The 13246-nt window shown below is 52.3% G+C and carries 9 protein-coding genes; 1 reads left to right on the forward strand and 8 read right to left on the reverse strand.

Annotated features, from left to right (window positions below):
* Positions 1-57: 57 nt before the first annotated feature.
* From SH527x_RS08585 to SH527x_RS08620, 8 genes are all read right to left on the reverse strand, one after another.
* A complete protein-coding gene (locus SH527x_RS08585) occupies positions 58-3180 on the reverse strand; it encodes a valine--tRNA ligase (RefSeq protein WP_437194245.1) in 3123 nt (1040 codons plus the stop codon).
* Between the two features lie 207 nt (positions 3181-3387).
* On the reverse strand, positions 3388-3564 hold the full coding sequence (locus SH527x_RS08590) for a hypothetical protein (protein ID WP_437194246.1): 177 nt from the start codon (positions 3562-3564) through the stop codon (positions 3388-3390).
* A 208-nt stretch (positions 3565-3772) separates the two neighbouring features.
* The gene (locus SH527x_RS08595; RefSeq protein ID WP_437194247.1) at positions 3773-4600 is read right to left on the reverse strand and encodes a DUF6677 family protein; all 828 of its coding nucleotides are present in this window, start codon (positions 4598-4600) and stop codon (positions 3773-3775) included.
* Between the two features lie 320 nt (positions 4601-4920).
* On the reverse strand, positions 4921-5259 hold the full coding sequence (locus SH527x_RS08600) for a tRNA-binding protein (protein WP_437194248.1): 339 nt from the start codon (positions 5257-5259) through the stop codon (positions 4921-4923).
* A gap of 206 nt (positions 5260-5465) precedes the next feature.
* A complete protein-coding gene (locus SH527x_RS08605) occupies positions 5466-9002 on the reverse strand; it encodes an acyl-[ACP]--phospholipid O-acyltransferase (RefSeq protein ID WP_437194249.1) in 3537 nt (1178 codons plus the stop codon).
* A gap of 758 nt (positions 9003-9760) precedes the next feature.
* A complete protein-coding gene (locus SH527x_RS08610) occupies positions 9761-11050 on the reverse strand; it encodes a hypothetical protein (protein ID WP_437194250.1) in 1290 nt (429 codons plus the stop codon).
* A gap of 73 nt (positions 11051-11123) precedes the next feature.
* On the reverse strand, positions 11124-11528 hold the full coding sequence (gene rnpA / locus SH527x_RS08615; protein WP_437194251.1) for a ribonuclease P protein component: 405 nt from the start codon (positions 11526-11528) through the stop codon (positions 11124-11126).
* Between the two features lie 92 nt (positions 11529-11620).
* On the reverse strand, positions 11621-11845 hold the full coding sequence (locus SH527x_RS08620) for a hypothetical protein (protein ID WP_437194252.1): 225 nt from the start codon (positions 11843-11845) through the stop codon (positions 11621-11623).
* Between the two features lie 280 nt (positions 11846-12125).
* On the opposite strand from SH527x_RS08620, the gene SH527x_RS08625 reads away from it, so the two are divergent.
* Entirely contained in the window at positions 12126-13097 is a 972-nt protein-coding gene (locus SH527x_RS08625; RefSeq protein WP_437194253.1) for a beta-ribofuranosylaminobenzene 5'-phosphate synthase family protein, read from the forward strand.
* Positions 13098-13246 lie beyond the last annotated feature (149 nt).

The following is a 13246-nucleotide window of genomic DNA, read 5'->3' on the forward strand; positions in this document are numbered from 1 at the left end:
CGGCGCCACATTCGACGCCGCAGACTCTTTTAGTAACAAGTGCACCCCATTCAAATCTCAACTGAGATCTCGAATGATATCTTCGATGCTGCTGAGCTGCCTTTTCATTCCATCGAGCGTCTCTTTCATTTGAGCGACGATGTTTTCTGGCGCTTTCGCAATGAAGCCTTCATTCGAAAGTCGGGCTTCAGAAGACGCAATGTGCTTGCGCACTTTCTCGGCTTCTTTCTCCTGTCTTGCAAGCTCGGCTGTCGTATCGATCAAACCTGCCAGCGGAATAAATCCGTCGGCATCTCCGAGAGTGAAGCTGGCAGATCCGCTTGGGCGTTGCACGTCAGCACCAACCGCTTCGAAGACCGCTTTCGCAAGGTTATCGAACTGAGCTGAGACCGACAGCATTTCGCCAGCGACTTCTGAACTGGCTCGCATCAGCAGGGAGACTGGAGCACCAGGTGCGATGTTGTAGATCGCCCGTACATTTCGTACAGCTGCAATGGTCTCCTGCAGTCGCTCGAAACGCTTCTCCAATCCTTGATCCTGCCATTCAACAGGAATCACTGGCCACTCGGCAACGATCGCCGCGTTCGGGCAGTTTCTTGGAACGAGCAGGTTTCCACCTGGTCCGCTTGACTTTGAAACAGGCAACGAACGTATCGGAGCGATCGCTTTCAATCTCTGCCAGAGTTCTTCACAGATGAACGGAGCAAATGGTTGCAACAATCGCACCAGCGAATCCAGAACCGTCAACAGCACTCGTTGAGCAACTGGACGTGACTCTTCGTTCCGCAGTCGTGGCTTCACCATCTCCAGATACCAGTCACAGAACTCGTTCCACGTAAAATCGCGGATCGCTCTTGTGGCGGCGTCGAACTGATAACGTCCCAGATACTCGTTCATCGCGTTCGCGGTGGTCGACAAGCGAGACAGAATCCATTTGTCTTCCATCTGCAACTGATCAGCCGTCACGTTTGCTGACGTGTAGCCTTCCAGATTCATCATCGCGAATCGGGCAGCGTTCCAGAACTTGTTGCAGAAGTTCCGGCCGTACTCAAACCGTTCGCTGACCATTCGGGCAACAAGTTCGCCCTGATCCGGATCATAGTTCGGACTTGTGTACTGATAGTCCTTCTTGCACTTCGGACAGTGAATTGTCGGCTTCGGACCCCCTTCCGGTTTCGCAGACTGGTGCTTCAGCGTCTGCGGAACCAGCGTCTCGCACTTTGGACACTCGTAGCTGATCGGCAGCTTGACGTCCTGAGTTTCACCGGCGAACGAGGCGATAGTGAACCGGACCGCATCTGTCCCGTACTTGTTGATCAGGTCGACAGGATCAACACCGTTTCCTTTGGACTTGGACATCGTCTGCCCAAAGCCATCGAGAATTTTCGGGTGAACGTGCACATGCTTGAACGGAACGCTCCCCATGTTGTAGAGCCCCGTCAGCACCATGCGAGCAACCCACAGAGTGATGATGTCGCGAGAAGTGATCAGAACGCTACCGGGGTAGAACGTCGAGAGGACTTCGTTCTTACGTCCCCCTTGTGGAATATAAGTATTCGCCAAGGTCTGCTTGTTTACTTCCGCTTCGTCCATTGGCGGATTGTGTTCACGATCCGGCCAACCAAGCGTCGCATGTGGCCACAGAGCCGATGAGAACCATGTATCGAGAACGTCTGGATCCTGTTCGAATCCAGCCGCTTCCAAATGTGATTCGAACTCTGGCTGATTGTCTGCCACGCAAACCAGAATCAGCTTCTCACCTGGTTGAACTCCATCCGCAACGACACCGCCCAGCGCGCTATTTCGCGTTGAGTCTGCGAACTGAATCACGTCGCCCGTAAATTCGCCACCGAGCCCCTGTATGACCTGACGAGCCTCTGCTGTATCAGGGCAGCACCAGATTGGAATCCGGTGTCCCCACCACAACTGACGGCTGATACACCAGTCACGTTTCTCTGCGAGCCAGTCGATGTAGGTCTTGGCGTAGCGTGACGGATAGAACCGGACGCGGCCATCTTCCACGGCATCGATCGCCGCCTGAGCCAGCGTGTCCATCTTCACGAACCACTGGTCGGACAGAAATGGCTCGACTGGAGTCTTGGAACGATCGCTGTGCTTCAGCGGAATCGTTCGGTCTTCAACGGCTTCAAAATGTCCCAGTTCGGTCATGCGCTGCACGATCAATGGACGGACGGCGAGACGATCCTTCCCCTGCCATTCGCCACCATGCTCATTGATGGTTCCGTCTGGATTGAGAATATTGATGATCTCAATCTGATCGAGTTGTCCCAGCTTGCGTGCATAGCAGGCATAGTCGTTCGGATCGTGTGCCGGAGTGACTTTCACCGCCCCGGTCCCGAGTTCTTTATCTGCCAGAAGACCGTCTGCGACAATTGGAATGAGGCGGCCATTTACCGGAATCCGAACGCTCTTTCCAATCAAAGTGGTATAGCGTTCATCGGTCGGATTCACACAGACAGCCGTATCGCCGAGCATGGTTTCAGGGCGAGTCGTACTGAAGCGGATCGACTCTCCGGTCAGTGCTCCAGTGGAATCGACGACAGGATAGTTAAATGTCCAGAAGTTCCCTGCGACATCTTCTTCAAAGACTTCGTCATCAGCGACAGCGGTCTGCAGGTGAACATCCCAGTTCACAAGTCGCTTGCCACGATAAACCAGTCCATCCTTGAACATCTTGAAGAATGTCCGGCGAACGGCACGGGCGCACACATCGTCGAGAGTGAAGCGAACACGGCGCCAGTCACAGCTATCGCCGATCGATTTCAGCTGTGAAATAATGCGTTTTTCGTAAGCATTCTTCCACTTCCAGATGCGGTTCACGAGAGCTTCACGACCGACGTCACGACGGGTGAGACCTTCCTCTTCCAGCATCCGACGTTCAACGACCGCCTGAGTCGCAATCCCGGCGTGGTCCGTCCCCGGCATCCACAGAGCTTCGTACCCCTGCATGCGGCGCCAGCGATTGATCAAATCCTGACACGTGCTATTCAGCGCGTGCCCCATATGCAGCGCTCCCGTCACGTTTGGGAGCGGAATCATGATGGTGTGCGACGGCTTTCCGGTCCCCGGATCAGCGTTGAAATAACCATTCTGCTCCCAGAAAGAAAACCATTTCGCCTGAGCAGAGGCTGGATCGTAAAGCTTTGGAATCTCGGACATGGAAGATCAGACAACTAGAGCGAATTAAAAATCATGCAGCGGACCTGACACGGCAAACTCGGCGAAACACCGATTGCAAACACTGCTGTCCAGCCACATGGTAGAGCATGCTGCCCTAACCAGAAAAACGTAGTACCGACCAATAATGAACTTAGAAAGACTCAGAGTACCGGTCTCAGGTCAACTCTGAATCAATCTCATAACCTGTCATAACTTGTATGAAAGGAATCCCAGCAGAACCAAAATCACCACCATGAAGACGACGATCTGAATGAACATTCGCGTCGCGCGTCGCACAATGACCTCGGTCGATTCATAACGGCTGGCGTTCCAGACCAGGCTGACAGCCGCTGCCATTGGAATCAAAAACCAGGTGACATTCATAACTGAATTTCCGTGATTAATCTGAACTCGAAGAGATCACACCAGCACAACATCAGAAGCTTTATTGAAAATGCATTCGAGTGAAAACTGAATCCTCGAATTGCCCTGCTGCTGGCCAGTTTCGAAACCAGATCTCATATCTATGTCGCTGTTTGGCGGCGAAGCACTCCGTGTTCTCGGAGCCGCTTCGCAACAGAAATGGTCCGCTTTAAGCGGCCTTGGCCGGCTCAGATGGAGTCTCTGATTCAGGCTCCTTCTTACCAAAACCATAGGCGGGGCCTTCAACTGCATCCCAGATTGCAAGCACATTCAACAGGCCGGCGACCCAGGTGAAGACCATTGCCAATTCATAAAACTTCCCAAGTTTATCGTTCAAATCCTGATCCAATACCGGATCGGTCGGAACGGAATACCAGTTCACAAAAGACCGAGGAATCGTCCCGGCAACGTGACCAAAATCCGACTTCCGTCCATCAACGACGCTCAACACAGACCCGACAACTTCGCGTTCTTTATCAGCCTCGATGGGAGGTCCAAGAATCGTGTCGTTCCCGAGTTTCAGTGTGGTCGGCTTTCCTTTGATTTCAGTTTCGACTCGCCCTGTAATCGTCGGCTTACCGAAGTGAGCTTCGCCGGGCTCAAAATAGATCGTCCCCCGAATTGGAGACGAATGAATTCCACTGTCATCGTGCAGGCTGGCAACCCCTTTAAAAGGGGCATCGAACGGGCGAGTCAGCGACGAGACCTGAATGTTCTCTGGACTGAGATAGCGCTGTCGTTGAAGCAGACTGACGAAGAACTGAACGCCGACTCCTCCCTGAGCGCCAAACTTCAGCATCGAAACGTACCGCCCTTGCTGCATGTCTTCTGCAGAAGGAGGTTGGATCGCCTGCCCGCCAGAAAGGATCAGACCGACGAGGTACAGCCCCATGATCGAGACGAAAAACGCACCGGCCTTAAACAGGCGGCCTTGATAAAGATGTCCGGCACCTGGGATCAGAAAAGCCAGAATTCCGGCCAGCCAGGGTCGTTTCAATTGGATCCGTGGGTCGGACGTCATTTCAAACAGGCCAGGTTAGAGCGTACTCAAGAACCGATTTATCAACATTCGCCACACGGAAGTCTCGAATCCGCGATGTGAACCCATGACGAGATTGCACACTGCAATCTTTCGCAAAGTGAATCTGCGAACAGCCAATTGGAGGCACTGACGGAAGAACGAATATTGTAGACCGCAGACAGACGATCTGCCAGCACAGTTTACATGGGAAATCCGGGCGATCGTTCCGTCCTATCCTTCGAACTCATCAGAATTTCAGACAAGTCCCAGTTCCGCCACAACACTGCGAACCCTGCTCAGGCCAGTTTCGAGCCGTTAGGGACATCCTGATCAGGAACAGCAAGGATGACAGAACCATCCTCGCGAAAGAATCCGGTTAGCAGAAACTCGGATCGACAAGGGCCGATCTGCCTCGCAGGGAAATTCACGACCCCCATCACCTGACGGCCCATCAGATTTCCCCGATTGTAGTGAACCGTCACTTGGGCGCTGGTCTGGAGAACACCCACTTCCGGACCAAAATCAACTCGGATACGGTAAGCCGGTTTTCTGGCTTCTGGAAAATCATCGACAGAAACAACCGTACCCACTCGAAGCTCAACAGCTTGAAAATCGTCCCAGGAGATCTGCTTCATCTCAATCCTTTTCTCGTAGGGGCTCGCAGCAATGCCACACAATTTTGAGCACTGCTCAAACGCTGACAACACACGCAAGTCGCATCGTTCCTCAAAGGGGCGTGTTGTGGACCAAACTGCGATCACGAACGGCACGAAAAAAGTGCGAGTGCCTCTAATTGAAGACACTCGCACTCAATATTCGGTTCAAATTTCCGCGTCAGGAATTAACGGGAGACTTCTTCACAGCAAGCTTGAAGAGCCAGATCCTTAATTCCCCGAAGATCAAGTTTGCCGGTCCCCAACATTGGGATCGCTTCGACCTGAATGAACGAATCAGCGGACGGCAACCAAAGTTTTGGCAAACCTGTCTGGGCAAGTTCACGAATTGCGACATCCACAGGCTTCGCCAGAGTCGTATAGAGAACGATGATCCGTTCTCCACGATTTTCATCTGGAACCGCAGTCACGGCCAGAGTAATCATCGCGTCCTGCTGATCTTGCGGTTCGCAAATACGGACCAGTTCTTGCTCGATTGCGATATGCGGAACCATCTCTCCGCCGATCTTCGAGAAGCGGCTTTGACGACCTGTGATCGTCACGAACCCTTCTTTATCGAGAACGGCGAAGTCACCGGTATTGTACCACCCATCCCGAATCACCTCGGATGTCTTCTGAGGCTCATCCAGGTACCCACGCATCACGTTCGGCCCTTTGATCAGCAGAAGACCTTCGGTTCCAATGCCACGATTTTCAAACGTTTCGGGATCGACAACTTTCGCCGTCACCCCAGGAATCGGGCGTCCTACAGTTCCGAGTTTCATTGTCGACTGAGTCTTGTCGACACAGCGACTGGCCGGAATGTTGACAGCAACGACAGGAGAAAGCTCAGTCGTTCCGTACCCTTCGGTCGGAATAATCCCAAAGCGATCCTCGAATTCCTTCGCGAGATCAACTGGAAGCTTCTCTGCCCCAACGACAATCAGATTGACGGTCTGAAAGTTCTCTTTCTTGCAGACTCGCATATACATCTTCAGGAACGTGGGAGTCGCCATCATGATGGTGACTTTGTGATCTTCACACATTTTCCCCACGACTCGGGCGTCCAGCGGATTGAAGTGGTATGCCCCTCGTGAGCGATAGCACATCGGAAGCCAGAGACACGCGGTGTACCCGAACGAATGGAAGAACGGCAGTACACCGAGCATTCCATCTTCAGGCTGCAGATTCAGGATTTGATCAATCCCGTCAATGTTCGAGCCAACGTTGGCATGAGACAGAACCACTCCCTTTGGTTCGCCGGTTGACCCGGAAGTGAAGATGACGGTCAACGCGTCATCTGTATTCACTTTGTTCAATCCGAGCAGGCGATCCACAACAGACGCCGGCAGGAGATAGGTGCAGACAGCGGCTTTCAGCTTGTCGATTGCTGAAATTTTCGGTTTCAGGTCTTCAAGAAAGACGAACTCGGCGCCTTCGACTTTATATGGCTTTTTCTCAAGGAACTTCCGGCTTGTAATGATGTGCTTCAAGCCTGATTTATTCACACAGTATTGGATCACCTCTTCAGAGAGTGTGTAATTCAGGTTGACTGACGTCCGGCGATCAAGCGCTAACGCCATATTCGTAAGACACCCTCCAGCAGAAGGAGGGAGTAAGACTCCGACCGTTTTCTCGGAAGGGGCGAGCACCTCACGACTCAGGGCGCTGCGTAATGCCAACGACGCAATCAGCAACCGTGCACTCGTCAACTCAACATTGGTTGAGTCGACAACTTTTTTCAGCCCAAGTGATCGCTTGCAATTTCGAATGAATTTGCGAGCTGGAATCAACGCATGTGTTCGAGCTTCCATGGTTGCTGCCTCCGCAGAAAGGTGTTCGACCGATTGACGAAAAACGCCCACATCGTCGACATTCTTCAGTGGCTCACCGAAGTACAGGTCGATTGAAAGACGCCATTGGCGCGGCCATTTCTTAAAGACAGGACCGCCTCGCCAACTAAATATACTTCCCCACAAACCATGCAGTGCTGCTGGAACGACAGGAACATCTAGCCCCTGCACAATCTTGGCGACCCCTCTTTGAAACGGCTGTAGTTGACCGGTTCGAGTCAGGCCGCCTTCAGCAAAGATGCAGACGACTTCACCAGCATTCAACGCTTCGCGAGCAGTTTGGATCGAACGGACGATCGACTTGGGACCATCTGCAGCACGGATTGGGATGACACGCATCACGCGTCCCAACCAGTTGAGAACCGGAAGTTGCGTAAAATGTGTGTAAATCACATAACGACTGAACCGGGTGGTTCCAATCATCATGACCACACCATCAAGGAACGAAACGTGATTGCAAACAATGACGGCAGGTCCAGACTCTGGAATGTTGTGCCGGCCATGAACACGGACTCGATAGAACGCTTTCACGATCAGCCAGGTAACAAACCGAAACGTCCAGTCTGGCAAAATGCGAAGTGAGTAGAACAGAACTGGTAGCGTGAACAGTCCCCCGATGAGGAAGATCACACTTGATGAAAGCGCGAATGGCTCACTCAGAACAAAGAACACCCCGAGTGAAGCGATGATGCACAAATATGTGATAAAGAAACTTCCCGCGAGCACCAGCCCTCGTTGTTTCGGATCGCTTTTGAACTGCAGGTAGGCTTCCAACGGAACACTGAAAAGCCCGGAACCGGTCCCCATAAAGAAGAGCCCGACACACGATCCCCAATAAGCAAACTGAGCCTTGGCTGGCAGGTCGGGGTCCATTGACGCGCCGGCAGCAAACGTCCAGATGCAACTGAGCACAATTCCAAGCGCGCCAATCGGGATAATCCCGAGTTCCACCTTTCCATCTGACCAGCTTCCTGCCAACAGACTTCCAGCTCCGACCCCGAGCATCAGCACTCCCATCAGAATTCCGATGTCGGCCTTTGGCAGGTTTAGAACTGTTTCAGCAAACCGAGGAAGGTTCTGCTGAGCAAGAGACGCGATGAAAAAGAAGAACGCGATTCCCAATGCCGCTCCCAGCAAATGGGAGTCCCGAAAGATCACTCGTAATGCTGGTTCAATATCTGATTTTGGATTCCATGCAAAAGGCCGCTCCGGGCAGGCCGCAGTCTTTGATGGCATCGGCAAGGCACTCATCACGCCAATCAACGCGGTGGGCACAACCAAAACCGCAATTGGCCAGAATGACGTCCAGTCTCCTGATCCAAGAATCGGGTGAGTACGCGCAAACAAGGGATAGCTGACAATTGTTCCGACGCCTGCCGCCACAATTGTCCCCATCCCAATGATTCCATTGGCTTTGGAAAGCAATCGAGTCGGAAGAATCTCCGGGATACTGCCGAACTTCGCAGGTCCAAAGAGCGCCGCTTGTGTTCCCAGCAGAAAGACAAGCACAAACAGCATCCAAAGGCTGCCGTAGACCATTGCAAACACTGCAAGAAGCATCAGGGCCAATTCTGCAATTTTGCAGTACACAATCACACTTCGCTTGGGAAAGCGATCTGCCATCCACCCCGCCATCGGCATGAACAACAAATACGGAAGGGTGATGCATAGCCCCCCGAGTGCGATCGCTTTTTCTAATCCGATGATGGGCTGAGCAACCGGGACCGCGAACCATCGCAGCAAATTATCGTTAAAAACTCCAAGAATTTGCGTGACGAAGAGCCCAATGAAGCCGGGTGATCTCAAATTTGCGTCCCCGTGCTGCGTTTCCGCAGAATCCTGAGCAGGGGGAGTATTCACAACGTCCGACATAGTTTCCGCTTACTTAAAAAGTTCGCCATGACTCCATGTTTCATGGCGAGATCGCGGGAGGTTATCACGCGCTGGCATTTCTCAAAAGACAATCATGTTTCCATAACTGCCAAAACCACCAATTTTGACTCAGTTTCAAACTTCCTACCACACCAGAATTCGAAACCGCTCTTCAACTGAGTCACTGACCACGATTGCCCAAGCGATCGCGCCGGCTTCTGCATCCTCGCAAACAAGATCACCCGACAGATAATCGGCAACCTGTTTACGAATCAGACTTTAAAGCGATTCGAACTACATCGGTTCATCCCAGCATTCTCTAGACAACCAAGCTGCCCGCCGACCAGAAACCATCTCACCAGTTTGAGATCCAATTCAAACTGAGGAAATTCTGAAAGATGAACCTGCAATGTCGCGATTTCAAGCGATCTTTACTGGCCCCGCAGTTCAATCAAATGTATCAAAAAGCCGCCCAATCCCCTCATATTCCAATTTTCGTCACATTCTTCGGATAAAACAACAATCGACTCAAAAGAGAGAATTCTTAAGGAACGGAAACGATACCGGCCAAAGCTGCTGATCTCCCGGCGGTTGCGAGTACAAAGCCTTCGAGTTATGGAGCACAATTCGCTCAGTTTCGAATGATTCCCCCGCGTTCCATCGGTCCCCATTTCACCAACTCGGGGACATCGATGATGTACTCTGCAACCACAGAGGTCGGCACGCACATTAGTGACGTGCGATTTATCCGAATCTATCTACTTCTGACGAGTTTCTTCCAACACTGGGGTCAGCCGTTTCAGCATCAAGGCCGCCTTTTTCGCAATACTTCCCTGCGATAAACTCAGTTGACTCGCAAGTTGTTCTGCACGACTCAAAATCTGCAGGCGTTCTTCAGGTGTGACGTTTCTTGACTCCGCCCGACTTTCCAACGCCAGGCACAGTTCCCACTGGATCGCCACTCCAACTGGTGTGACCGAGCGTTCAAATGCCCGGTCCAGCCACTCTTCAGCCTCGTCAATAATCAGTGCGTAGTCTCTGCGGTACTCAGTATTCAAGCAGACCAATCGGAATCGAAGTGCGCGGTCCTGAAGGTCCTGCATCGTTTCGGATGCCCCGTCATGTTCGAGAATTTCTGAATAGATCCCGAGAGCGATTCGAATTCCCTGAGCATCCCCTTGAGACTGAAAGCAACGGGCCTGCCAGAGCCTGGCGATCAATCCACCCGTCTGGCTGCGATATCGATGATGAATCGCTTCAAACTCGAATCCTGCTTGAGCCGCGAGTTTCAGGGCGTGTTCGCTCCCTTTGGGGTACGTTTGCGACTCCCAGTAAGTCAATTGAGCGAGTTCCAGTTGCGCTCGAATCAATGCCTCTTCAGCCACACGACGAAGCGAACGAGACTGAACCTCTTCCTCTGGGAGATACACAGGGAATGATTCCCAGATTTCCTGATAACGATCGCGAGTCTGAGTCAAATACCCACGCGATTCCAAAATCACGGCCCGCCATCTCTTCTGCCGTTCCTCTTCGCTCAATTCTCCTGGATCATCTGTTATCAGGTCCGCAGTCACTCCCAGGAGGAGTTGACCAAGTAACCCGCGTGCCTGAATTGCTCGCGAGTCAGTAGGAGCAAGGCGCAGAAACTCCTTCAGGTCTTCCATCGCACGAGTTCGGAACTCTTCCTGAACTTTCAGATCCGCCATTAACGGGGCCGCTTGAGCCAACAGCAACGCCCGCTCCAGATAGACTCGTGGTGGTAAATCCTTTCGATCCTGAAGCGTCGCGACGTATTCAATTCCCGTGTCGAAATATTTCCTTCCGCGCAATCCCTGAAGAAATTCCGCAATCGGTTCAGCAGCGGAAAGAGCCCCGTGCGAAGTCAGCAAATAAGACACAACGAGCAAGATGTGAAGCGAGAACTTCATGACAAGTCCGGCATAGAAGCGACAGCGTGTGCCATGTGGAATTCGACACTCTTCCAAAGAATCAATGTCGCTGCCACTGAAGGGCGCGAACTGCAATCGTGGTAATTGGGCTCGAGACATCCCCGCCACTCCCCCAGACGCTCTCCAGTTCAACGGCGTCACGAACACGATTTCGCGCCGTGAGACACAACAATTATGGTGTTTTCAAAAGCCGTTCGTATAGTTTGCTCGCAAGCTGTTTGATCGCGTCGCAAAAATCCTGCTGGGTCGCAGATTTACTTTCTCGCCCGGGAATCAGAATCAGGTCCATTCCCGCCGGAATTTCATGCTGCTGAAGTCGAAAAGCCTCTTTCAGCAAACGACGCAGTCGATGGCGACGAACGGAGTTTCCATGTCGACGCGAAACACTCAAACCGATTCGTGAATAGTCCAGACGATTGATCGCCGCAAAGATCAGAAGATGCGGGTTCGACGCCTTCTGATTCAAGTCGTAAATCCGGGCAAAATCGATCGAACTCCGCAACCGAAAATGGTGCGGAAAAGTCAGTTGGACATGCTCCGCTGACTCATCACTCTGTCTCAATGAACGATCACACATACCCTAAGTTCTCAACGTCCTGTGCAGTATTCGCTGCATCATAACAACAACCTGGAGACCGCCGCCTGACTGCATTCCGTTTCAAAGTAAGACTATTCCGAACAGTCGCGGCTCGCAGATCCGAAGGTTTGCGAAACCTGCCCAATCGCAGGAAACACTGCAGAAACCTCGTCGGCGATCTTTTTCATGTACGTCTGTTCGAAATGAATCGCCTGCTGATCGGCCCAATGCTCTTTTGTCGCTTGCCACGCCATCTGCAATTCTTCCAGCGCTTCCTGAATCCGCCCTGCTGCTGAATGAAGATTTGTAGAACGCATTTCGCCCTCACATGATTGCAGTCTGAACCGGCTTCCAACAGTCCTCTTACCTCTTCATTGTCAACAAAGTGAAATCCGGCTGCAACCAGCTAACTGATTCGATTTGGGAAGCATTGCGAATTGCCTGAAACGGTCTGATGGATTTCCGGCTCCACTCTCGAAGATTCGACAGACGACCGATATCGTATTCTCTCAACCAAAATCCGAATCAGCCGGGGAGATAACGTGGACCATCCCCATGGCAAATGGATCGATCTAACGGTCGAAAACGTTGCGACACATGAGCCGACAACCAACATTTACCATTCGAACCGGGTCACGTCTGCATTTCGGGCCATTGTCCTATCACCCTGAATCCGGGCGGCATTTCGGGGGAATTGGACTGATGCTGAAGCAGCCAGGCGTTCACCTTGTTGCGAGAAAGTCTGAATCTGGAAACGAGCTCCACAACCCAAGCCCGGAAGTCGCTAAACGATTCCAATCCATTATTGAGCAGACCGGATGGGTTCAGAATCCAGTTGAGATCGAAGTCCTCTCAGAAATCCCCTCGCATTGCGGGCTCGGGTCTGGGACTCAACTCTCACTCGCGATTGCAGACGCTGTTGCCCGGGTGAATGGAAAAGAACTCAACGCAACGGAACTTGCACGCCTCATCGGGCGAGGAGAACGATCAGCCATCGGGCTTCTCGGTTACGATCAGGGAGGATTTCTGATCGATGCCGGTCGCAGATCGCAAACAGACATCGGAGCACTCGCCGCACGAGTCCCCTTCCCTGAAGAATGGAAAATCCTGCTGGTCCGAAGTATTGGAGATCGGGGAATCTCAGGAGACTTGGAGCTCTCTGCATTCCAGAAACTCCCGCCGATGTCCGAACATCTGACTGGGAAACTCTGCCGACTTGCTCTCACCGAGATTCTCCCGGCCCTCCTCCAAAAGGACTTCGCGTCTTTCGCCGCCGCTCTGTACGAGTACGGATTCGAAGTCGGCACATTCTTTTCCGCCACCCAGAACGGTGTGTTCTCCAGCGCAGCGATCCAGGCTCTCGCAACAGAAATTCCCGCTGAGAAAGTCGGCATGGCTCAATCCTCCTGGGGGCCCGCCACTGCACTGTTCGCCGAGAACGAAGACGAAGCCTGCGAATTGCGACAACGAATAAATTCAAGTCGAATGGGCGACCGCCTGACAATAGAAGCCGTGGAACCACTCAACCACGGCCGCGAGTTATTGGTTCATAACGATCCTATCGCTTGAACAAATGCGTTCATCGACCAATTAAGAGCATTACACATTCTTCTACACCGAAAACTGTCTCATCGCGACAGATTTCGTGATACGCTCAATAATTACCATAGGCCGGTACTGCGAGAGAATCAGGAGTGAAGGGTGGTACTCCAATGAAG

This window comes from Planctomicrobium limosum, assembly GCF_051465645.1.
Taxonomy (GTDB): domain Bacteria; phylum Planctomycetota; class Planctomycetia; order Planctomycetales; family Planctomycetaceae; genus Planctomicrobium.